Annotated in this window: 18 protein-coding genes; 8 read left to right on the forward strand and 10 right to left on the reverse strand. The window is 46.9% G+C overall.

Annotated elements, in window-relative coordinates; genetic code table 11:
* Positions 1 to 384: 384 nt before the first annotated feature.
* Both E4V70_RS08875 and E4V70_RS08880 read right to left on the reverse strand, forming a co-directional pair.
* Positions 385 to 633 (reverse strand): chemotaxis protein, encoded by a 249-nt coding sequence (locus E4V70_RS08875; protein ID WP_122863150.1) that lies wholly within the window; start codon positions 631 to 633, stop codon positions 385 to 387.
* A 313-nt stretch (positions 634 to 946) separates the two neighbouring features.
* Positions 947 to 2,536 carry an ABC-F family ATP-binding cassette domain-containing protein gene (locus E4V70_RS08880; protein WP_122862741.1) on the reverse strand — a complete coding sequence of 530 codons (1,590 nt, stop codon included), beginning with the start codon at positions 2,534 to 2,536 and terminating at the stop codon, positions 947 to 949.
* A 148-nt stretch (positions 2,537 to 2,684) separates the two neighbouring features.
* Between E4V70_RS08880 and E4V70_RS08885 the strand changes: the two genes are divergently transcribed.
* From E4V70_RS08885 to E4V70_RS08900, 4 genes are all read left to right on the forward strand, one after another.
* Complete coding sequence (locus E4V70_RS08885) at positions 2,685 to 3,851, forward strand: GGDEF domain-containing protein (protein ID WP_232037856.1); 1,167 nt, start codon at positions 2,685 to 2,687, stop codon at positions 3,849 to 3,851.
* The gene (locus tag E4V70_RS08890) at positions 3,841 to 4,908 is read left to right on the forward strand and encodes a GGDEF domain-containing protein (RefSeq protein ID WP_122862743.1); all 1,068 of its coding nucleotides are present in this window, start codon (positions 3,841 to 3,843) and stop codon (positions 4,906 to 4,908) included. Before E4V70_RS08885 ends, E4V70_RS08890 begins: the two co-directional genes overlap by 11 nt.
* Positions 4,909 to 5,142: 234 nt before the next feature.
* On the forward strand, positions 5,143 to 6,000 hold the full coding sequence (locus tag E4V70_RS08895; protein WP_122862744.1) for a radical SAM protein: 858 nt from the start codon (positions 5,143 to 5,145) through the stop codon (positions 5,998 to 6,000).
* Positions 5,997 to 6,827 carry an alpha/beta hydrolase gene (locus E4V70_RS08900; protein ID WP_122862745.1) on the forward strand — a complete coding sequence of 277 codons (831 nt, stop codon included), beginning with the start codon at positions 5,997 to 5,999 and terminating at the stop codon, positions 6,825 to 6,827. Before E4V70_RS08895 ends, E4V70_RS08900 begins: the two co-directional genes overlap by 4 nt.
* 138 nt (positions 6,828 to 6,965) lie before the next feature.
* On the opposite strand, the gene E4V70_RS08905 is transcribed toward E4V70_RS08900, so the two are convergent.
* The 6 genes from E4V70_RS08905 to thiC form a co-directional block, all read right to left on the reverse strand.
* Complete coding sequence (locus E4V70_RS08905; RefSeq protein ID WP_122862746.1) at positions 6,966 to 10,235, reverse strand: S8 family serine peptidase; 3,270 nt, start codon at positions 10,233 to 10,235, stop codon at positions 6,966 to 6,968.
* 362 nt (positions 10,236 to 10,597) lie between these two features.
* On the reverse strand, positions 10,598 to 11,290 hold the full coding sequence (locus E4V70_RS08910) for a cytochrome-c oxidase (protein WP_122862747.1): 693 nt from the start codon (positions 11,288 to 11,290) through the stop codon (positions 10,598 to 10,600).
* A gap of 110 nt (positions 11,291 to 11,400) precedes the next feature.
* Positions 11,401 to 12,738: a PFL family protein gene (locus E4V70_RS08915; protein WP_122862748.1), complete on the reverse strand. Its 1,338-nt coding sequence runs from the start codon at positions 12,736 to 12,738 to the stop codon at positions 11,401 to 11,403.
* Between the two features lie 9 nt (positions 12,739 to 12,747).
* A complete protein-coding gene (locus E4V70_RS08920) occupies positions 12,748 to 13,014 on the reverse strand; it encodes an ACT domain-containing protein (RefSeq protein WP_122862749.1) in 267 nt (88 codons plus the stop codon).
* Positions 13,015 to 13,091: 77 nt separating this feature from the next.
* A complete protein-coding gene (locus tag E4V70_RS08925; RefSeq protein ID WP_122862750.1) occupies positions 13,092 to 14,192 on the reverse strand; it encodes an Mrp/NBP35 family ATP-binding protein in 1,101 nt (366 codons plus the stop codon).
* Positions 14,182 to 15,516, reverse strand: a complete 1,335-nt coding sequence (gene thiC, locus E4V70_RS08930; RefSeq protein WP_122862751.1) for a phosphomethylpyrimidine synthase ThiC — start codon at positions 15,514 to 15,516, stop codon at positions 14,182 to 14,184. The genes E4V70_RS08925 and thiC overlap by 11 nt, the downstream gene beginning before the upstream one ends.
* A 99-nt stretch (positions 15,517 to 15,615) precedes the next feature.
* Here thiC and E4V70_RS08935 point away from each other — a divergent pair, with 99 nt between their 5' ends.
* The 4 genes from E4V70_RS08935 to E4V70_RS08950 all read left to right on the forward strand — a co-directional run bounded on the left by E4V70_RS08935 (position 15,616) and on the right by E4V70_RS08950 (position 19,932).
* Positions 15,616 to 16,746 carry a bifunctional 2-C-methyl-D-erythritol 4-phosphate cytidylyltransferase/2-C-methyl-D-erythritol 2,4-cyclodiphosphate synthase gene (locus E4V70_RS08935; protein ID WP_122862752.1) on the forward strand — a complete coding sequence of 377 codons (1,131 nt, stop codon included), beginning with the start codon at positions 15,616 to 15,618 and terminating at the stop codon, positions 16,744 to 16,746.
* Positions 16,747 to 16,764: 18 nt separating this feature from the next.
* Positions 16,765 to 17,691, forward strand: a complete 927-nt coding sequence (locus E4V70_RS08940) for a response regulator (RefSeq protein ID WP_122862753.1) — start codon at positions 16,765 to 16,767, stop codon at positions 17,689 to 17,691.
* Positions 17,669 to 18,853, forward strand: coding sequence for a sulfate adenylyltransferase (locus tag E4V70_RS08945; RefSeq protein ID WP_122862754.1), 1,185 nt, complete (start codon positions 17,669 to 17,671; stop codon positions 18,851 to 18,853). Before E4V70_RS08940 ends, E4V70_RS08945 begins: the two co-directional genes overlap by 23 nt.
* A gap of 581 nt (positions 18,854 to 19,434) precedes the next feature.
* Positions 19,435 to 19,932: a phosphatidylglycerophosphatase A family protein gene (locus E4V70_RS08950; RefSeq protein WP_122862755.1), complete on the forward strand. Its 498-nt coding sequence runs from the start codon at positions 19,435 to 19,437 to the stop codon at positions 19,930 to 19,932.
* 149 nt (positions 19,933 to 20,081) lie between these two features.
* Here the strand turns inward: E4V70_RS08950 and E4V70_RS08955 are convergent, their stop codons facing one another.
* A complete protein-coding gene (locus E4V70_RS08955) occupies positions 20,082 to 20,513 on the reverse strand; it encodes a fatty-acid--CoA ligase (RefSeq protein ID WP_122862756.1) in 432 nt (143 codons plus the stop codon).
* Positions 20,513 to 23,590: a cytochrome c biogenesis protein CcsA gene (locus E4V70_RS08960; RefSeq protein ID WP_122862757.1), complete on the reverse strand. Its 3,078-nt coding sequence runs from the start codon at positions 23,588 to 23,590 to the stop codon at positions 20,513 to 20,515. The genes E4V70_RS08955 and E4V70_RS08960 overlap by 1 nt, the downstream gene beginning before the upstream one ends.
* Between the last annotated feature and the right edge of the window lie 37 nt (positions 23,591 to 23,627).

A 23,627-nucleotide genomic window follows, 5' to 3' on the forward strand; every position in this document is an offset into this window, starting at 1 on the left:
CTGAAAATGCCAAAATTGATTTAAATTTGCGGCGCGATAGCGCCAGATAAAACTGCTCATAGCGCAGCAACTTCTCACGTCGTAGGGGTTGGGGAATCGTTAAGGGGGGAAGGGAGCGACTTCGTAATTCAAGCCCCCACCCCCTTTACAATAAAGTAAAAAACAACCTCAAGCGGTTGTTTTTTACGAAGAGAATTTAACTAAATTTGACTAATTTAAATTTAGCGTCTTAAAGATGCGGGTCTGGGCGAGCCAAATATAAATCCGCGCTAAATACAGTAGTTCCTTTCGTGGTGTAGGTGGGAGGAGCTACTTTACATATCGGCAGGTGCGAGCGAAGTTCTAGTTGCCAAAGAATTTAAGAGATTTAAATTTGGCGGAAGTTTATCCTTTATACTCTTTTAGCGCCTTTATTCCTTCGCACTCTTTTAGTTCTGCAAAATCGACGTGCAGTTTTTCGTGGATTTTAAAAATTTGCACGCCGACGTCGGCAAAATCGTGGTAGTAATCCTTAAAAATGGGGTCGCTTTTTGATAGCTCGATAAAATTTTTAACCAGCTCGCCAGCCTCTTTTACCATATTTACTATCAGTTCATCGCTTTTTTGTAGTAAATTATTTACGCTTTCACCCATTAGCATTCTCTCCTTGTGCTGCTACATTCGCATCTATTTGCTTTTATATTTGGCTGTTTTTCGCAGTAGTAAATGATATGGATAGATATTATCATAGAAATATTTATCTCATTCTTAAGAAACAATACGCAGCGGTAAATTTGAAAAATATGTCGGCATTTTCGTAGCGCAAGCCTTATAAATAGCCGCTAAAAAGATAAGCGGTAAAATTTAAATCCAAGCAGTAAAACCGAGTTAAATTTGGCGCTTGGATTTGCTTTCAAATTTAGCGAGCATCAAATTTGCCCGCCAAATCAAAGCTAAAATCAAAAATTTAAGCCGTCGCCCCCTCGTTCATCGCGGCGTATTCTTCAAAGGTTCCCTTAAAATCGACGACCTCGCCGTTGCCTTTTAGGTGGATGATGCGGTTAGCGAAGGCGTCGATGAGCTCGCGGTCGTGGCTCACGCAGATGACGTTGCCGCCGAATTTATACAGCGCCTCGCCTAGAGCGATGATGGCTTCGAGGTCGAGGTGGTTGTTTGGCTCGTCTAGCACGAGCAGATTGCCGCGCTCTAGCATCAGGCGGCTTAGCATCAGGCGGTGTTTTTCGCCACCGCTTAGGCTACCGACAGATTTTTCCTGCTCGGCGCCGCTAAATAGCATCCTGCCTAGGCACTTGCGGATCTCGTCTAGGTCCTTGTTGTTTTCGTCTTGCAGCCACTCGTAGAGTTTGAGTTCGCCGGTGATTTTATTTGTCGTGTCCTGCGCGAAGTAGCTAGGCTCTATCGTCGCGCCCACGTGCACGTCGCCGCTATCCGGAGCGACCTCGCCGATGATGATTTTAGCCAGCGTGCTTTTGCCTACGCCGTTTGCGCCGATGATAGCGACTTTGTCGTTCTTTTCGAGCTTGAAGCTAAAATTTTCAAACAAAACCTTGTCGTATGTTTTGCTGATGCCGCGCACCTCTAGGATCTCGTTGCCGATGTCGCGCTTGGTGCGGAAAAGTATGCTAGGATCGCGTCTGCTTGATACCTTGATCTCCTCGATGTCGAGTTTGTTTAGCTGCTTTTGGCGGCTCGTGGCTTGGCGGGCTTTGCTTGCGTTTGCCGAGAATCGCGCGATAAATTTCTCCAGCTCCTCTTTTTCTTTTAGTTTTTTGTCGCGTTCCATCTCGTGCTGTTTGGCAACCAGCGTCGAGGCGATGTACCAGTCGTCGTAGTTGCCGGCAAACTGCCTAATTTTCTTAAAATCCACGTCTAGTATGTGCGTGCAAACCGCGTTTAAGAAGTGGCGGTCGTGGCTGATTAGCACCATCGTTCCCTCGTGGCGGTTTAGCTCGTTTTCTAACCACTTTATGCTATCGATATCAAGGTTGTTGGTGGGCTCGTCAAGGAAAAGAATGTCCGGCTTTGGAAATAGTACTTGAGCGAGCAGGACTTTAAATTTATCCGAGTTTTCGACCTCGCTCATCGGCTTTTCAAAGTCGCTAAAGTCAAGCGAGCTTAGGATTTTTTCGATGCGTACCTCGTACTCGTAGCTAGGATCCTCCTCGGCGCTTATCATCTCAAGCTGCGCCAGACGGTCGTTTACGGCGTCGGTAAACTCTTCGCTCATATAGAGGCGCTCTTTTTCTTTTACTGCGTCGTAGAGGCGTTTGTTGCCGTATAGCACGGCGTCTTTGACGCTAAAGTTTTCAAACGCAAACTGATCTTGACCTAGTACGCCTACTTTTAGCCCGTTTTCGATGACGATCTCGCCGCTGTTTGCTTCGATCTCGCCTGCAAGGATTTTTAAAAACGTCGATTTTCCCGCGCCGTTTGCGCCGATGAGACCGTAGCGGTTGCCGCGAGTGAGCTTTAAATTTACGTCCTCAAATAGCAACTGCGCGTTAAATCTCATTAATAAATTTTTGACTTCAAGCATATTTACCCTTAAATTTTACTTTTAAAATTCTAGATTGTGCCAAAAAATCGTTTAAAATTAGTATAAACACTTATCTAAGATCAAAAAACTTTTAAACAAAAATGTGATAAAATGAGCCAAAATTTATAGAAACGGAGCTTTTTTGCTTATGGCCGAAACGGCGCGAAAAATCTTGCGAAAAAATTCGCATGACGAGAAAGAGTGCGAAAAAAACGGTAGCAGATTTAAAGAGCTAAAAGCTCGGGTACAGATGGCGAAATTTGAGCAAAGCGCCGAGGAAAAGGCGCTTGCGGCGATTGCTATTCCGTTACTTAGGTTTTTTACTTGCTTGCAAATTTTTTTACTATTTTTTGCTATTTATGCGCGCGTGCCGGCGGCGTTTTTAGCTGCTTATATTTTTTTAGCGACGGTTAGCGTTTACGTAGCGCTTTGCCACGATGACGATCCGGGCTTTGCGGCAAATTTTATCCATCTCACGGTCGTATGCCACGGATTTTTGGGCGTATTTTTATACGGCTGGGGCTGGGGCAACGAAAATTTCTTTATTTGGGGTATCGCGACCAGTTATTTGATTTTTATCGGTAAAAACCGTACCGTACTTGGCATCATCATCGCTGAAGCCGTAGCTTACGCCGTTTTGTATATTTTGAGGGATAAATTCGGTGTCGTAAATTTAGGCGCTAGCGGAAGCGTTATGTTCGTTGTGACGTTTGCGGCGATATTCGTATCGTTTGCTCGCCGTACGAACACGCTAAACTCGGTTTACGCAAAGAGTATAAACGAGGTCGCCTCGCAAAACGATAAACTCGAGTCCGCATGCAAATTTGACTTTCTAACCGGCCTTGATAATCGCCGCTATGCGCAGGAACAGTTTGACGAGATAGCGGAATATTTTCCGTATGAAAAGGTGCTGGTCGCGCTTGGCGATATAGATGATTTTAAGGTAATAAACGACACCTTCGGGCACGACGCTGGAGACGAGACGATAAAGCAGATCGCGCAAATTTTACGCGAAAACTCGCGCGGCGAAAAAGATATCTTGTGTCGCTGGGGCGGTGAGGAGTTTTTACTCGTAGCTTTAGTACACGACGATGTTTCGGCCCAAGAGATGGTAAAAAGAGTGCTAAAAAATGTAAATACCCTCACTTCTCCAGACGGCAAAAAAATAGGCATAACCTTTGGCGCTGCGGTGTTTAAAAGCGCGCGGGAGATGAGTCTAAACGAAATGGCAATCGTCGCGGATAAGCTTTTGTACGAGGGTAAGAGGAGCGGTAAAAACTGCGTCAAATTTAAGGGATGCGGCGATGCTGCTTAACCTTTTTGCGAGGTACGGCTTTTACGTCAAGCTTCGTGCTATGTTTGCGGCGTTTGGGCTTATTCACGCGATATATCTGGCGCTGTTTATCTACATAGATCAGCTTTTGCTAGCTTGCCTAAATGTCATTAGCGTCGCTCTTTATGCCGCTTGCGTCTATATGGCGAGGGATCTAAAGACGGCTGCCATAGCCGTAGCGGCGGTTAGGATCGAGATATTTGCTCACGCTTTTATCTGCACGCTCGTTCTTGGCTGGGACTACGGGTTTCAAAATATCATCTTAGCTCTTATGTCCATGGTGTTTTTCTCAAGTCTCGCGACAAAGGGCGTAAATAACTTTTTCGCATACGCCAAGGGCGCGGCGTATTTGTTTTTATATTTTTATGCAAAGACTCCTTCGCAGCTTGCAGGAACACAGGCGGAGTTTTTTTATGTTTTAAATTTCATCATCATTGCTACGATTGTCATCATTTTGGTTATTGATTTTTCTAGAACATTTAGCGCAAAACTGCGCCAAGATATGCTCGAGCGCCAAGAGAGGCTAAGCGAACTAGCCAACAAAGACCCGCTCACCAGCCTTTTAAATAGAAACGCATTTTACGAATTTGCCGTGCCGCGCATGCAGTTTTTGAGCGGAGATGCTAGTATCGTGCTGTGCGACATCGACGACTTTAAAAAACTAAACGACGCCCACGGGCACGCCTTTGGCGACGAGGCGCTAAAGATCATAGCGCACGCGATAAAAAGCAGTCTGCGCGAGGGTGATTTGGTGTATCGCTGGGGCGGCGAGGAGTTTTTAATATTTTTATCGGATATAAATCTCGAAAACTCGGAGCATATTTTTGAGCGTATCAGGCGCAAGATCGCCGAGACTCAGCTAGAATTTGAAGGCAAGAGCGCTAAGACGTCCGCGACCTTTGGGCTAGTTAACTTTAACGTCAAAGCCGTAAAAGAAGTGGAAACCGTGATAAAACAAGCCGATAAGCTACTCTACGAAGGCAAAAATAGCGGTAAAAATAAGGTCGTCGCTCAGACTTTCGGCGGAAATTATCTTTAAAACATACTCCGGGAGCGGATCAAATTTAAATTTTTATCGTTTTTGCTACTCAAATTTGAGTCAAATTTAGCGGTCAAAGTCAAATTTGACGAGTTTAAATTTGACCTCTGAAAGCAAAAACCTAGCTTTCAAAATTCTTTCGTAGCCGCTCAAATTTGTTCAAATTTGAGTTGAGCCCGTAAAATTTCGCTAAAATCCCTCATAAAATCCACGCAATCAAAGGCCGAAACAAAAATGCGCATCGCAAAAATCCGCGCAAAAAATATCCTCTCGCGCTCCAAAATCGGCAGCGGAGGCTACGCGATCAATCCGTACGTAGGCTGCCCGCACGGCTGCATCTACTGCTACGCCGAGTTTATGCGCGGCGTCACCGGGCACGAGGAGGCGTGGGGCGAGTTTTTAGACGTGAAGGATTTTGACGCGGCGGGCTTAGTTAAATTTGCGGGCTTGCGCGGCGGCGAGCGCGTATTTATGAGCTCGGTTACGGACTGCTATAACCCGTATGAGGCGCGCTTTGGAGCTACGCGCAAAGTCCTCGAGGCGGTTGCGGGCTCGGATATAAACCTGCAAATTTTAACCAAATCAAACCTCGTGACGCGCGATATAGACCTGCTGCAAACCATGCCAAACGTCCGCGTAGGCGTGAGTTTGAGCGTGATAGATGAAAAACTGTGCCGCACGCTGGAGCCTCGCGCAAGCTCCGTAGCAGCAAGGATTGCAGCGATAAAAAAACTGCGCGCCGCGGGAGTAAAAACCTATATCTTCGTCGCGCCGATTTTTCCGCAGATCACGCCCGTTTTTGATATCATATCTCATTGCGGCGACGCGGCGGATGAAATTTGGTTTGATAGGCTAAATCTCTATCCGAATTTTCGCGATAAAATTTTATCCTTCATCGGGCGAAATTTCCCAGCGCTTTTGCCGCTTTATAAGCAAATTTATCTTTTCGGCGAGGACGGCTATTTTGAGCGGTTAGCGGATGAGATCAGGCTTGCCGCGCGGGAGAAATTCGGAAGCCAGAGCGGCGAGAGGGTCAGGATATTTTTTGAGCGGAGAAAATCCGGCGCAGATAAATTTGAAAGGCGAAAATGAACGTAATTTTACGGCTTGGCATTATAGTTTTGATCCTATATATCGCGCTTTTGGCGCTGCTTTATTTTTTTCAAGAGAGGCTGATATTTTTCCCGAGCAAGCTTGAGCCAAACCATGATTTTAGCTTTGATCGGCCGTTTGAGGAGATAAGACTAGACGCGGATGGCACGTGGATAAGCGGGCTTAAATTTTTAGCGCAGAGTGGGGACGGCGGGCACGATATGAACGGCGAACGAAAAGCGAAAAACGGCGCGGCGATATTTTTCCACGGCAATGCTGGCAATCTGCAAGGCTGGGGCAAGTATGCGCGGTATTTTACGGATTTGGGCTATGATTTTTATCTGTTTGACTACCGAGGCTACGGCAAGAGCGGCGGCGAGATAGGCTCGCAGGAGCAGCTTTATGCGGATGCGGACGCGATGATGCAGCTGGTTTTGCGGGAGTATGATGCGGGCGAGATTGCGGCGGTCGGGTACTCGGTAGGTAGCGGATTGGCAGCTCGCGCGGCGCAGAAATACGGCGCTAAGCGGCTAGTTTTGATCGCGCCGTATTTTGGCCTAGAGGAGCTAGCGCGCGAGAAAATGCCGTTCGTGCCGAAATTTTTAATCAAATACAAAATCCCTACGTTTGAGTTTGTCGGCGGTTTTGGCGGGCCGGTGACGATATTTCACGGCGAGCACGACGAACTAATCGGCGTGGATAACTCGCGCAGGTTGCTTAAATTTCTAAAACCGGGAGATAAAATTTACGAGCTAAATGCCAGCCACAACGATATCCTAGGCCTAAGCGAGCTTTGGGAAAAATTAGCGCAGAGGCTTGGCGAGTAGGGTGGGGCTGCAGATAATCTATTGGTGCCGATTGGCTGGTATTTTGTAGGATATCATGCGCTGCGGCGAGGATGTGAGTATTGAAATACTTTGGCTTAAGTTATCCGCCAAAAAAATTTGACGGATAACTTGTTAAAATTAAAATGAAATCTCAATCTTGGCGTTTAAGCTATTTGATTTTACGTCGTTTCCGAATGCACCGATGTATGATAGCCTTAGACTTGTGTTTTTAGATATCATAGTTTCCACGCCGGCACCCACGGTGGCGAAATCTTTAATCTCTTTGCCTTCTAGATCCACATATCCGGCACTCGCGACGTTTACTCCTGCACCAGGTCTGGTGTCGCCGAAAAATCTATTATAGGCTAGATCAAACTGTGCAGACGAATTCATGCTGCCTATTTTAAACGGCACGCTCGGACTAATGCCCGCTGTTAGGATATTCATATTTCTAGATTTTTTATCCGTACTCATCGTAAACGGACCTACGTTTTCACTTATACCGCCAGCTCTAGCATAGATACGGGAAACACCCAGATACGGATTTATCTCGAAATTTTCGCCATTAAAGCCGCCGTATGTCGCGCTAGCAAACATGTTGACAAGCTTTTCGTTGCTTTTAGCGGCATTGTTTACCGTGTATTGAACTATCGTAGAGCTGCCGGTTTTTTTGCGCTTTATGTCCGTATATACGGTACCTAGATCAAATTTGACAGATTCTAGGCTAATTTGCGCATAAATACCAACGTGTTTATTTGTATGGTCAAATTCTTTGCTACCGTCTTCTTTGGTCTTGCTTTTTCCTGCACCCAGCACGGCTCCCAGCCTTAAGCTTTCATTTAGCGCACCGTCTAAGCCGAAAAGTTGCGTCACGGATGTGGATTTAAATTCTCCGCTTCCTTCGTCTGAGTCGAATTTCATGACGTTTCCTGCAGTGTTCGACCAGAAGTTAATTCCCGTCTCTTTATCGTCCATGTTTAATGCATTAAAGTCTCTTTTGCGGTTTAAAACGGCGTTTCGGATCAATATATTATCAATCACGGCTGCGTTTTGAGCGGCAAAATTTGCTTCGTTTGCAAATGTTTTGAGTGTATCGGAGGCTTGCTGCGGCGTAGCGAAGATGAAATTTCTATACAGATCGCTCGTTAGTACTGCAGGCCTACTTCTAAAGGCGCTCAATAGGGCAGGTTGATTACTTGAGCCTTCGATTGCGGCGGCGATAAGTTTTTGATTTTTACTCTTTGCGAAATCCACCATGCCCTTACTGCTCTTCTTGACGGTGAGCTCTAGTTTGGAATCGTTAAAATTTTTAACTAAATCAAAAAACGCATATTCTCTTAATATCGTTTGATCATAGCCTTGGAAGCTACCTTCAACCCAATATTTCTTTGATTTTGTAGGATCCTTATACATCTTTTGTGCGTCTTCAAAAAGAGGATTTTCTAGATCTACGATAGAGTTTTTTTCAAACGTAAGGTTTAAATTCGTAGCTCCTGCCGAAGACATGCCGACTATGCCGGGATGTGATATGACGTATCTGCCGCCTTGCTTTATCGTCGCCGTGACGGTATCTGAAGTAGCGGCTCTAGTTTTGTTTATGAATTCTTTCGGCTTTTGGAGCATATCGGTTTTGACCTCTTGGACGGTTAGGCTCTTTTTTATCTTTAAAGCGCCGCCGTTTTCTACTATCACGTTGCTATTTTTTAAAGACTGATTTAGCGCCGTGATCTGCCCATCTTTTATGACGGTGTCGCCGCTATAGGTGTTATCGCCGGCAAGCGTAAGCGTGCCGCTACCTCTTTTTATAAGCGTTCCTTTATAGCCCTCCGCTGCCCTATATGCTCTTGCTTGTTCTCTGGCTAGCTCTACGTTGTATTCGGCTCTTTCTTCTGCGGTCAAATTTCCACCCTTGGCATCGAGCTGTGCTTTGCGCGCCGCCCAAACCGCCGCATCCACATCGTCCTCGGTTTTTCTAAATTTTATAGCTTTATCAGAGATGTCGTTAGACCAGACATCATCTACGTCCATATTTACGTCAAATTTACCTAAAAACTGACCTGGCCCAAACATTGCTCTACCGATATCTACTATGCCCCAACCCCATCTCTTATCAGGTACTCCATGCTCGCTCGTCCAGCCCGAAAGCTTGCTGGTATCATTCTTTTTGAACGAGTACTTTGTTTGTCTTGCCGTCGTTAGTAAGACATCTCTTGCCTGCTCGTTGGTCATGTAGCTATATCTAGACATTATGACGCCCAAAGCTCCCGTTACATGGGGCGCTGCCATCGACGTACCGCCCCAGGAGTCATATCCTGCCTTGCCGGTTTTTACGTCTACGACAGGTGATTTTATCTTTGTTCCGGGTGCTGCTATAGTCCACCACTTGGAGTGTCCAGCAGTGTTAAACCTTTGAGTGCTGTTCTCAGTTTGTCCTGTTACGTTTAGCCATAGTTTTTCAGCATCGGGGCGAAAATACGGCAGCATCGCTCTTGTGTAGGATTCTTCCATACCGTCTCTGTTACCTGCGGTAAAAACTTGGATTATTCTGTATTTTTTTGCTACTTCGTATGCGGCGTCCATAAAATTTTTTTGGCCGTCCGCTACGAACTGATAATAAGCTTTTTTGGCTGCATTTAGATCTCTTAAATATAGATGATGTTTAGGCTCAGTAGGATTTGTTGCCGTGCCGGGGGTGCCGCTGTAGCCCTCTGCTCCAGGGTAGGAGGAATTTACTCTTCTGTTTGACCCCCAGCTATTATTTATCGCTCTTACGCCTGATTTAGCAAGCTCGTTATATACGGCATAGAAGTATCCGTAGCCTTGATTTGGGCCGTAGGTCATGCCGTCGTTTCCGCCCGTATTTCCAGAGTATAATCTTGATTCCCATGCTACTCCATGCGTGCCGCTTCCGTCGCGGTTTGCAGCTATCGTACCTCCTACGTGCGTGCCGTGAGAGTCATTTACGCCCGCTATCCAATCCCCGTTGGTTTCAAATTTTTGCCCTTTTTTAAATTCACCCTTATTTGTCCTATCTTTTTCATCGCTATTTTTTTGTTTAAAGGGCGCGTTGCCGTATTCTGCATCTGGATAACGCATACCGTTTTTGGAGTATTCGCCCTTCGCGGTCGTTCCTGTAATCCTGCCGCCTGCGAATTCTTGATGGCTTAGAAGCATACCAGAATCTACCACTCCTAGTTTTACTCCTTTGCCAGTGGCGCCTTTGGCGTAGGCTACCGATGCGTTCATGCCACCTAGACCCCAGTACGCTTTATACTCGTCTGTTTCCCAACTTTTTATGTCGCCTATTTTACCAGGCTCTATATATTGCGCTTCGCAAATACTTGGTAATAAAAGGCCGCATGTTACCATCGAGAGCACAAATGCCTTCTTAAAATTAGAACAATACATCTTACTCCTTTGTATAAAAGTATGAAATTATAAAATGTTTAAACTAAAATATTAATTAAATATTTAAGATTATTATTATATTGTATTAAATATATAAGTATTTGTTAATAAAAGTAGATTTGATATAGTCAATAGTAAATATAATTTTTAAATGTAGCCTTATTGAGTTTGATTAAGTATTTATATGCAGGTATTGAGTATTGTTTTGATTATTTATACGGCTTTGGTATTGATGGTGTTGGGGTGATATATTGCGGTCAATTGAGGCGATTTGTGATAGTTTGGCGTAATTTGTTTAAACAGACTATAGAGGCAGTCAACATACAAATCTGTGCCGTTTTAGTAAAATCTAAAACGGCTTTTTAAAAACAAAATCTCTCGTCGGTTTTGTTTTGCTTGCGTATGGCTTTAAATTTAGCCAAATTTTCATCATCCAAAAAATAATCTTTTTCTTTTTGCGCGCGTGTTTCTAGAGCTTCGATTGCTTTTGCGAGAGCTTCTTTTCTATCTGCGTGAGGCGACGCAAACTCCGGTAAAAACATAGCTTCATAGACGTTTGCCTTGCTCCACTCGAGCGACTTTGCGGCGATATCTTGCTGCTTTTTGATGTCGCAAAACGCGTATGGATTTACCACGTCGCCAACTAGCTTTATAAACGCTCCTATCGCGCTTTTGACCTCAAAAAATCTACCGTCGTCTAAATTTATAATCTCTCTTAACAAGATCGCGCGATTTTTGGCGTTGTAAAACCAAAACACCGCATCGTCGCGCAGGCCAAGATCGTAAGCGCGAGCCGAAAGTACGAAAAGAGTCATCGGCGTGACCATCTGCGGAGCGTCCTGCACGATCTTTTCTGCGCTCTTAAAGTCCTCTAGCGTGCCGCTTTTTAGCAGACCGTCGATCTTGTCGTAAACCTTTACATGTTCAGCCTTGCCGGCATTTGCCGAGTAGTACGGCGTCACGTAAATATCGATGCTTTTTACCTTGCCGTCACCAGCCGCCGATGCTACCGCCGCGCCAAAACAAAGCGCCGCTAAAAAACTTAAAATTTTCATTTATAGATCCTTGACGTAAATTTTTGGCGTTATTTTAACTAAAAGTTATTTAAACGTCGCGTATAAATTTGAAAGTATAAAGTCCGCAAATTTGAGCGGACTTTATAAATTTAGTTTTTAAAACTATGAATAGGTGCCGGTATCTGGCCGCCGCGAGCGATGAAGTCTGCCGAGGAGTTTTTATTTACGCTCATCACGGGCGCGCTTCCGAGCAGGCCGCCAAACTCCAGCGTATCGCCCTCTTTGCCTTTTGGGATTATGCGCACGGCGGTCGTTTTTTGATTTATCACGCCGATCGCGGCCTCGTCGGCTATGATCGCGGCGATCGTCTGCTCGGGCGTATCCTCAGGGATCGCGATCATATCAAGCCCCACCGAGCAGATCGCGGTCATTGCTTCGAGTTTTTCTAAATTTAGCGAGCCTGCGCGCACTGCGGCGATCATGCCCTCATCTTCGGAGACGGGGATAAACGCGCCACTAAGCCCGCCTACTTGGTTGCAGGCCATGACGCCGCCCTTTTTGACCGCGTCGTTTAGCAGCGCAAGCGCAGCCGTCGTGCCGTGCGTGCCGACGCGCTCTAGTCCCATCTCCTCAAGTACGCGCGCGACCGAATCGCCCACCGCCGGAGTCGGAGCTAATGATAGATCGACGATGCCAAATTTTACGCCCAGCCGCTCGGACGCCATTTGTCCTACGAGCTGTCCGATGCGCGTGATCTTAAACGCCGTCTTTTTCACGGTCTCGGCAACCACGTCAAAGCTTTGACCGTGCACCTTCTCAAGTGCGCGCTTAACGACGCCGGGGCCGCTGACACCCACGTTTATGACGACTTCGGCCTCGCCCACGCCGTGAAATGCGCCCGCCATAAAGGGATTATCCTCGACGGCGTTGGCAAATACGACCAGCTTTGCCGCACCTAGATCGGAAAGCCTCGCCGTCTCTTTGATCACGCGTCCCATATCGGCGACCGCGCTCATATTTATGCCCGTCTTGGTCGAGCCGATATTTACCGACGAGCAGACCTTTTGCGTCGCGGCGAGCGCGGCGGGGATGGAGTCGATTAAAATTTTATCGCCCTTTGCGTAGCCCTTTTGCACTAGTGCCGAAAAGCCGCCGATAAAGTCGATACCGACCTTTTGTGCCGCCTCGTCCATCGCTTTTGCCAGCGGGACGTAGCCCGAGGCATTCGTCGCCGCGCCGATGATGGCGATAGGCGTTACGCAGACGCGTTTGTTTACGATCGGGATGCCAAGCTCTGCTGAAATTTCATTGCCGACCTTTACCAGATCGCGCGCCTTGTCGGTAATCTTGGCGTAAATTTTCTCCGCCGCCTTGTCGATATCGGGATCGATGCAGTCAAGCAGGCTGATGCCCATCGTGATCGTGCGGATGTCGAAATTTTGCTCCTCGATCATCGCGATCGTTTCGGTTACGTTTTTGATGTCCATCTGTGCGCCTTAGATGTTGTGCATGGCGTCAAATATCGCCGAGCTTTGGATGTTGATCTTTACTTTTAGCTTTTCGCCTAGCTCGTTTAGCTCCTCGCGTAGAGCCGTGAAGTCCTGCTTTTGCTCGCTGGAAACCACCGCCATCATCGTAAAAAACTCGTCCAAAACCGTCTGGCTGATGTCGTCTATGTTTAGCCCAAGCTGCGCTAGCTTAGCCGAAACGCCCGCCACAATGCCAACCTTGTCCTTACCGATCACTGTTACGATCGCTTTCATCGTCGTTCTCCTAAATTTGTAAATTTGCGAGAGTTAAAGCCCAAATTTGAGTAAATTTGGGCTTTAGATTTTAAATTTTACTTCGAGCAAGCGCTCTTGCCGTCCATCACGGGCTGGATAGACGAGTTGTCCGCGCCGCCGTCATCGTTGATATTCTCGATTATCTCCCAGAGCCTAGCCGCCGCTTTTTCGTAGCGTTTAGCCGTAACCGAGTTTGGCTCGTAAAAGCTCACCGGCTTGCCGCTATCTCCGCCGACTCTAACGGCAGGCTCGATAGGGATCTGGGCTAACACTTCGGTACCGTAGGCTTTTGCCACTTCCTCGGTCGTGCCTTTGCCGAATATATCGTACTCCTTGCCGCTTTCAGGGCAGATAAATCCGCTCATGTTTTCTATCACGCCGGCGATCGGTATGTGAAGCTTTTCAAACATATCAAGTGCTCTTTTGCTATCATCTAGCGCTACCACTTGCGGCGTCGTGACGCACACGCCAGCAGTCACCGGTACGCTTTGAGCCAGAGTTAGCTGCGCATCGCCCGTTCCCGGAGGCATATCCAGAAACAACACGTCCAGCTCGCTCCAAAATACGTCTTTTAGCAGCTGCTCGATAGCTTTCATGATCATCGAGCCGCGCCAGATGAGGCTCATGCCTTCTTCCATTAGTACGCCCATACTCATCATCTCGACGCCGTGAGTTAGGATCGGTTTTAGTTTGTTGCCGACGACTTGAGGCTGAGTGCCCACTTCGCCGAGCATTCTAGGGATATTTGGACCGTAGATGTCGGCGTCTAGGATGCCTACTTTTTTGCCTAGCTTCGCCATCGAGATAGCTAAATTTAGCGTCGTAGTGCTCTTGCCCACGCCGCCTTTGCCCGAGCTTACCATTACGAAATTTTTGATCTGCGGAGCGATGTTTTTACCGCTTTGTGTGTTGCTTTTTTCCTCTGGGATTTTTGGTTGGATGATGCTAACAACGCACTCGTTTGAGCCCATCACGCGCTTTATATCGGTTCGCAGCTCGTTTGCTACGTCCGGATTTGAGCTTACGATCTCGACCTCGATTAAAATTTTCTCGCCTATTTCGACGTTTTTTACGAATCCAAAGCTCACGATATCTTTCTCAAAGCCCGGATATATCACGCCTTTTAGTCTATTTAAGACATCCTCTTTACTTAACATTTTTCTCCTTCGTTAGATTTTTTGAAATTTTATACGCGCAAAATTTAGGCCCGCACATCGAGCAAAATTCCGCCTTTTTAAACGACTCTTGCGGCAAGCTCTCATCGTGTAGCTCGCGTGCTCTTTGGGGATCTAGGCTTAGCTCAAACTGCTTGTTCCAGTCAAAAGCGTATCTAGCGTCGCTCATCGCGTGATCGCGCTCTATCGCGCCAGCCTTGCCTAGCGCGACGTCGGCTGCGTGAGCGGCGATCTTGTGCGCTACGATGCCCTCTCTCACATCGTTTGCGTTTGGCAAACCAAGGTGCTCTTTAGGCGTCACGTAGCACAGCATCGAGGCGCCGTAAAAGGCCGCCATCGTCCCGCCGATAGCCGAAGTGATGTGATCGTACCCTGCGCCGATGTCCGTAGGCAGCGGTCCTAGCACGTAAAAAGGCGCGCCGTGGCACAGCTCGCGTTCGATTTTCATATTATACTCTATTTGGTTTAAAGGAATATGACCCGGTCCCTCGATCATCACCTGCACGTTTTTCTCCCATGCGCGTAGCGTTAGCTCGCCTAAAACCCGCAGCTCGCTAAGCTGAGCTTCATCGGTCGCGTCGTATAGGCAGCCCGGACGCAGCCCGTCGCCTAGAGACAGCGCGACGTCGTGAGCGGCGCAAATTTCTAAAATATCGTCAAAGGCCTCGTAAAACGGGTTTTCTTTATGATGGTGCATCATCCAGCTGGCAGTTAGGCTACCGCCGCGGCTAACGATACCCATCTTGCGTTTTGCGACCAGCGGCATAAATTCGAGTAAAAACCCCGCATGTATCGTAAAGTAGCTAACGCCCTGGCGAGCCTGCTTTTCAAGCGTTTTTAGGATGTCCGCCGCCTTCAAATTTTCGACCTCTTTTATATCGTGGATGATCTGATACATCGGCACGGTGCCTATAGGGACGGTCGAGTTTGCGATTATAGCGCTTCTGATCATATCCAAATCGCCGCCCGTGCTTAGATCCATGACCGTGTCGGCGCCGTATTTTAGGCAAATTTGCAGCTTTTCAAGCTCGGCGTCGATATCGCTACTTAGGCTTGAGTTGCCGATATTTGCGTTGATTTTGGTTTTGGCCTCCCTGCCGATCGCCATCGGGAGCAAATTTGCGTGATGGATGTTGGCGGGGATTATCATCTTGCCCGCGGCGACCTCGCTTCTAACGAGCTCGGGATTTAGTGCTTCAACCTGCGCTACGTAGCTCATCTCGGGCGTTATGACGCCTTTTTTGGCATAGTACATCTGCGTCGGAGTTTTGTCGGCGGAGTCAAATTTGACCCGAAATTCTTTCATGTTTCGCTCCTTAAAATTTTGGTTCTAATCTTACTCAAAAAAGATAAAAACAAGCTTTTAGGATGTATAATATCGTAACACTTCGCCAAAGGAGAAATTTTGCTAGACGTTACGCTGATAATGCTCGGAGCCGGAAGCTCCAGCCGTTTTGAAATGCCCGTTAAAAAGCAGTGGTTGCGCGTCGGAGGCGATCCGCTATGGCTCTTTGCCGCTAAAAATTTAAGCTCGCATTATGCTTTTAAAGAGATAATCATCGCCTCAAACGAGGAAAAATATATGAGCAAATTTGCCCCGTCGTACCGCTTCGTAAAAGGCGGCGCGACGCGTCAAGAGAGCCTAAAAAACGCTCTTGAGCTCGTTCAAAGCGAATTTGTTTTAGTTAGCGATATCGCTCGTCCGATGATTAGCGCGGAGCTTTTTTCTCGCATAATAGGCGGCATCCAAAACGCCGACTGCGTCGTGCCTGCGCTAAAGGTGCCCGATACCGTTTATCTAGGCGTGGGCGTCGTCGATAGAGAGCAGATCAAGCTCATCCAAACTCCGCAGCTCTCGCGCACGGCGATGCTAAAAAGCGCGCTTGAATCAGGTCAAATTTACACCGACGATAGCTCGGCGATAGCGGCTGCGGGCGGTAAAATTTGGTACGTGCAAGGCGACGAAAACGCTAGAAAAATCACGTTTAAAGACGATCTAGCCAAAATTTACGGCCTTAGCGCGCCGTCAAGCGAAATTTACGTCGGCAACGGTTTTGACGTGCATGCCTTTGAAGAAGAGAAAAAAGAGGGAAGTTTCGTAACAATCGGCGGCGAAAAAATCCCTTTTGAAAAAAATTTAAAGGCCCACTCCGACGGCGACGTAGCTATCCATGCGCTTATCGACGCGATACTGGGAGCGGCCGGGCTGGGCGATATAGGCGAGCATTTCCCCGACACCGACGATAAATTTAAGGGGGCGGACTCGGCTATGTTACTAAAAGAAGCATATAGGCTCGTTCAAAGCGTCGGTTTTGAGCTGATAAACGCCGACGTCACCGTTATCGCCGAGAGGCCGAAGCTTAGTAAATTTAAATCCGCGATGGAAATAAACATCGCAAATGCGCTAAATTTAACCCCGAGCCGCATAAACGTAAAGGCCACGACGACCGAGAAGCTAGGCTTTACGGGGCGAGGCGAGGGTATAGCCGCCACGGCGTCGGCGAGTCTAAAAATTTACGACTGGACGCAAAAATAAAACAACGAAAGTAAAAAAATGAGAGTTTTGATAATAGAAAACGAAATCTACCTAGCCCAAAGCATCGCATCAAAGCTAGAAAATCTAGGCTACGAGTGCGAGATAGCAAGGAGCGCGGCGGAGGCGATGAAAAGCGAGCCCGAGCAGAAGGCAAAGGAGGGCGCAAAGGACGTACACTTTGACGTGGTGCTGCTCTCTAGCGCGTTTGCGGGCGACGACACGCTAAAAATCATACAAAAATTTAAAGACTCCGTCGTCATCCTGCTCATCACGTACATCAGCAACGACACCGTCTCGATCCCGATAAAAGCGGGTGCTAGCGACTACATACAAAAGCCGTTTATGATCGAGGAGCTAGTGCGAAAGATCAAACATTTTGAGGAGTTTAGGCGCCTGCAAACATTTATAAAAACCTATCAGGACTACCTAAACTATCATTTTAAGGCCGTCTCGGCGCTAAATTTCGACTTTAAGCGCATAAAGCTACCACTTCTCATAAAGTGCAATAAAATGATAAACGCCGATAATTTCGTTTTCGAGTACGCAAAGGCGCTAAATTTGAGCTTCAAATACGTCCCGCTAGAGCCAGGCATCGACGTAGAGGCCATAGCCGCGGCAAATCCGCGCACGCTTTTATATTTTTCAAATTTTCAAATTTTACGCCAAGAGGCCAAAAATCAGATCGTATCTCTCGCCGCTAAACGCAAGCTCATCGCAAGCTCGACCAATCCTAACGAAGAAGCGCCGATGGAGACGCTAAACATCGCAAGCGACGAGAAAAATTTCCAAATCGACGAAATTTTGACGATCGACGACTACATCAAGCACATCATCGTAAACTATCAGGACAAATACCCCGATACCGAGCTTAGTAAAAAGCTAGGCATCTCGCGCAAATCGCTTTGGGAAAAGAGGAAAAAATATGACGTCGTCAAGAAAAAATAACGCCGTTTGGATAAACGACGAGGCCTTCGGGGCGCTTGATCTCATAGAAAATCAAATTTTTAGCAAATTTAACCGCCTAATGAACGAAAAAGAGGCGAACGAGATCTATGAGACGGGCTTTTTGGCCGGCGAGCCGATGCCCTATACTTTCGTCTTTGCGCCGCACGGCAAGCGCAATCAAGAAACGATAAAAAACGCCGCAAAGGGCGATCATATCGAGCTTATCAACGGCGGCAAGGTCGTGGGGTATATCGAGGTCGGCGAGGTATTTAAATTTAACGCCGAAAAAAGCTCGCAAAATATCTTTCGCGCGAACGAAGCCGCGCCCGCACAGCAAAGCCAAAGCGGCGAACTAGCCGTGAGCGGCGAGATCAAGATCTACGACGATAAGTTGGCCGAGGTAAGAAAGCTCATCGAAGAGGTTAAACGAGAGCAAAACGTCCGCAAGGTCTCGGCGATCATGCTAACCGCGGAGCCCTTTAACCGCGCGCACGAGCGCCTGATCAGGATGACGATAGATAAGTCTGATCTGGTGTTGCTATTTTTACTAAAAAGCCACGGCGCGGACGAGATGATGAGCTTCGCGCTCAAAAAAAGCGTGCTAGAATACTTCATCCAAAACTACATCCCCAAAAACCGCCTGATCATCGTGCCTTTTGAGAACTCAAATCTCTTTAGCTCGCACCTAAATCCGACGCTGGAGTGCATCGCGGCGCATAGGCTGGGTGCGGATAAGCTCATAGTCGGACAAAATCACGCGGGTATCGGGATGTTTTACGATCACAACGTCGCTCACACGGTGCTAGAGCGCTATAAAAACGATCTAAATTTGGATATCGTCGTGCTGCCCGAGCTCGTCTACTGCGACGAGTGCAAGACGCTAGTTAGCACCAAGACCTGCCCGCACGGCCAGCACCACCACATCAAATACCACGCGCAGACGCTAAAAACATTGCTGCTAGCGGGTATCTTGCCGCCTGCGATCCTCATGCGGCGCGACATCTCGGCGATGATACTGAGCGAGCTTTTCCCGAACCGATTTGAAAATATCCAAAAGCTTTGCGACGATCTTTTTCCTAGCAACGGACTGCTCGAAAAGCAGACGGAGAGAGAGTTTTACGAAAACTTGATGAAGCTTTATCAGACGACGTCGCTGACTTAAATTTGCTTTCGGCGACTTTGGTAAAAGCGGCTCGTCTAGCAGGCATTTTTGGCGGAGTCGTTAACGATATAGCTACGTAGGCTGTGCGTCTTTTATTTACTAAATTTGAGCCGTAGGCGAAGTAAGGCATTTAAATTTGTCTTACGATACTGCGCCTAAAATTCTTGCGCCCAAATTTATAACCAAGTTTTTGTAAATTCGGGCTTTAAATTTACTCGCCCAGACCCGCACCGTAAAAACTCAAAATTTAGTATTGTTTATTTATGGTGTTAAGCTTGCGGCTTTGTTTGCAAGAGACGTCGTGCCGTATTTGGCGTCAAATTTGACGCTTACAGGGTGCGGGTTTTCGTGCAGAGTGCGGGTGTGTTTGCCGTCAAATTTTACGAGCCGAAAAGTCAGAGCAAAATTTGCGCTTTTGCTTCAAATTTAGCGGCTCGTGCTTGCAAATTTGAAAATATCCGAGCTTGCCGCAAATTTAGCGCATAAATTTTGAAATTTGCAAGCTAAATTTGCTAAAATCGCGCTAAAAATCGGCGAGTAAATGCGCCGTTTATGATTTAAATTTGATTTCAAGGAAAATTATGCAAAGGTTGTTTTTAACGTTTTTTGGCGCCGGCCTAAGCCCCAAGGCTCCCGGCACGGTCGGCTCGCTAGCGGGCGCGATCGCGGCGTTTGGGATTTTGACGATCCTGCCAGCTTCCACGCTATTTTTGGTTTCGATTTGCCTTTTTTTGTATAGCATAAAGATTATCGACGATTATGAAGCAAAAACCGGCGTACACGATCACGGCAGCATCGTTATAGACGAGGTTGCGGGCGTTTGGTTGGCGATATCTATCAGCGGCGCTACGGCTGTACAGTTTGCGCTCTCGGTTCTATTTTTTAGGGTGTTTGATATCTGGAAACCTTCCGTGATAGGACGCATCGATAGGGATGTCAAGGGCGGGCTTGGCGTGATGGGCGACGATATGCTAGCAGGGCTTTTTGCAGGGCTTCTTAGCGCGATTTGCTACGAGGCCGCGACGAAGATCGGACTTGACTACGAGTGGGTCAAATTTGAACTGCCGTTTGTGAAATAAAATCGTAGTGGCTCTCAAAGCCAAGGCGCTTTTTTGATTCTTGACTTAAATTTGCCTTTCAAGCGCTACTTTTGCGTCAAATTTGTTTGGGTAAAAATAAAATCGTCTGCTTTAAAAATCAAACGGCGACGTTAAATTTGACACCTGATTTACTTTTTTCTTTGCGAGGTTCCAAGCTGTTCGTAGTAGTCTATCTCGGCTACGTATTCGGGATTTTTCTTTTTTAGCTCGTTGCTCATAAAGGCTATCAGTTTTGCGTCGGCGTTTTTGTGAGAGGCCAAAATCGTGATGAAATTTAGATAAGCTTTTGCGTCGCTTGGGGCTTTGCCGTTTTGTTTGGACGGGATTTTAAACGAGGCGGCGAAAATTTTTAAAGCCGCAAAAAGATCGTTTTTATCGCTTTTTGGATTGCCGGCGATGTTGATTAGATCTTGCAGGGTGAGCTCTTTTTCCTCTTTTGCCGCGGGTGCATTTTGAGTAGTTTTGTCGCCGTGTTTAAATTTGACGACGAGAAAAATTAGCGCGGCGACGATTATTAAAAAAATCGCCGCCAAAATCGCTATTATGAGGGTTTGATTCATTATAATTTTATCGTTTTATCGGGCTTTCTAAAGTACGCCAAAACCGCGATCAAGACCATCAAAAGCGCGCCCACCCATACGAAAGTAGGCACCGGTATCGGCTCGCCCGCAGCATACGAGTGCATGCCGCTTAGGTAGAAGTTGACGCCAAAATAGGTCATTATGATCGACCAATAAGCAAACATCGAAGTCACGGCAAATGCGTACTGGCTGTTTAGCTTAGGGATAAATCTGATGTGTAAAACCGCCGCATAAACTAAAATAGAAACCAGCGCCCACGTCTCCTTGCTATCCCAACCCCAGTATCGACCCCAGCTTTCGTTCGCCCAAACGCCGCCTAGGAAGTTTCCCATCGTAAGTAGGCTAAGGCCTAGTATCATCGCCATCTCGTTTATACGCGTGGCCTCTAGGATATTTCGCGAAATTTCCTTATGCTCTTTGCCGCCTTGCAGAGCAAAAAGCACGAGCGTAAACATACCAAGTAGCGAGCAAAGTCCCAAAAATCCGTAACTAGCCGTGATAACCGATACGTGGATCGTTAGCCAGTAGCTCTGAAGCACCGGCACTAGAGTGGTGATCTGCGGATCCATCCAGCTAAGGTGCGCAACAAATAGTGTAACGCCCGCTAAAATCGAGGTTAGCGCCATGGCTATCGGGCTTTGGCGCGAGAACACGAGGCCCGATAAGCTAAGCGCCCAAGCGATATATATCATCGACTCGTAGGCGTTGCTCCACGGCGCGTGCTCGGAAATATACCAGCGTATGCCGATGCCGAAAGTGTGTAGTAAAAACGCCAAGATATTTACTCCGTAAACGATACCAAATAGCCATTTTATATTTAGTTTAGGCCTTGCCATCTTGGCAAACACGAAGCATAAAAGCCCAAATCCTGCCAAAAGATATATCGGCGTTAGCGACTCGAAAATTTTATATTCGTTAAAAAACAGCTCCATCTCGACGCGTTTTTCGCCTGGGATGACTGCTTTGCCGTGCTCTTGTTGATAGGTTTTTATCTCGGCTAGAGCTTGATTTGCACGGCGCCAGTTGTTGTTTTCTGTAGCTTCGGCAACGCTAGTGAAGTAGCTTCTTAGCATCCTGCCGATTGCCTCGCTCTCGTTTTTAGGGAGATATATCATAGCCGAAGCTATACCGTACCATTTGTTGTTTGGATCGTCCATCTTTGGAAACATCGTAAAGACTTCGCCTATAAACACCATATAAAGGATATTTAGACGCTCGTCCACTTTTTGCAGGTCTTTATCGAACGTTCCGCGCTCGCCCGGAGTTTTGCGGTTTGCGGCTTCGGCAAATTTGTTGAGTTTGTAGATGATTTTACCGTCTTTATCGCTTGCGAAAAAGTCGTTATAGCTCGCATATTTGGCCTTTTCGTCTATGCCGATTAGCTTTTTTAGCTCTTTATTTCCGACGTAGATTATCGGCACGTCGCGCCAGTACGGGGCGTTTACCATCATCGAAAGTATGGCTTGGTTTGCGTTTAGGCCGTCTAGCGTATCGCCGCGGTGGATTTTGTTTAAAATTTCCCTTGCTACGGTATCAAAAGGCTTCATTCTACCGTCGGCGCTTTGGATGATTAGCGTGGAAAGCTCTTTGGCGTGGTTTGCGTCGATATTTCTAGCATTATCGACCGCGTAGGTTTTGCTTGGGGCAAATGCCGTAAAGCAGGCGATTAGCGCGAAGCTAGCGACTTTTTTCACGGCGTCTTCATTTATCATTTTAGCTAGTTTTCTAAAGCGCGAGCGAGGATTTACGACGTTAAAAAATAGTCCTAGCCCTAGCAAAAAGTATCCGACGTAGGTCGGAATCTTGCCCGGGTCGCGGTTTACGGATAGTACTGTGCCAAGCTCGTCTTGGTCGTAGCTGCTTTGGAAAAATCTATATCCGTCGTGATCTAGTACGTGGTTCATATAAATTTTATACGGGTAGTTTCCGGTCCTAGAGTCCTCGACGATGACGTCGCTAGAGTAGCTCATCGGCGAATTTGAACCCGGATAACGCTTAAGCTCGAAGTCTTCAAGCTTTAAAGAAAAAGGAAGTTCGACCATCTTTGAGCCCCAGTAAACGTTAAAAAGCACGCCGTCGATCTTAGCTTTAGCAGGTATGTAGCTGTTTTCATAGAGCATGAGCTGCTGAGTTTGTCCGTCAAAGGTCAAATTTGCCACCAATGCGTCGTATTCGCCGTTTTTGCTCACGACTCGCTTGGCCGCCTTGGTTAGCAATGATTTTGGAACGAAATTTACGTCCGTGACCGTATAGAGCTGCATCGGTAAAAACTCGGTCGCTTGGTCTTTCGCGTACTCGCCTTTTTCGTTGGTCGCCATCGTAAAGTAGCCGATATTTTGGTTTGATGTTAGATAAAATTTGCCCTCTTTTAGCTCGATTTTGACGAAATTTTCAAGTAGCGGCTGCGCGTCGAATGCAAAGCTAACGCCGCCCACCTCGCGAGTTTCGCCGGCTTGCAGGCTTATTTCTTCTTTTGAGTCCGGGCTTGAGACCGCAAGCCTAACTAGCGGCTCGCCTTTTTCCGCTTCGTAGTACTCGGTTTCGGCCTTTTTGTAGTATCCGTCAAAGGTTAAATTTGCTTTTTTACCCGCGATTTCAAGCGGTAAGTTAAAGTCGTTTGAGCCGACGGAAGTGATTTGTTTCGGGATTGAGTTTGAGTAAATTTGACCGTCTTTTTCGGCTGCGATTTCTATCCTAGAAACGGATCCGAATACCGCGTTTGAGGTTTCGTTTTCTCTGATGTGGATGTTGCCCTCAAAGCCTAGATATCGTGTCATCGCCGCGCCTAAAAGCATGAACAAAAAGCTAACGTGAAATATCAAAACGGGTAGTTTTTCTTTTCTTAAAAGGTTGTATCTGAAAATATTGTAAGCCAAATTTATGCCTAAAAGCACCTGAACTAAAGCGAACCAACTCGCTCCGTAAACCGCCGCCCACGCGCTTTTTGTGTCGTAGTAGCTTTCTATTATCGTCGCTGCGCCGCTACCGATGGCAAATATAACAAGTAGCACGACGGCCGACGTCATACTGAAAAATAGGGATTTTAACTCGCTCAAAACAGATCCTTGAACATAAATTTAGTAAATCAAAATG

This window comes from Campylobacter showae (assembly GCF_900699785.1).
Taxonomy (GTDB): domain Bacteria; phylum Campylobacterota; class Campylobacteria; order Campylobacterales; family Campylobacteraceae; genus Campylobacter_A; species Campylobacter_A showae_D.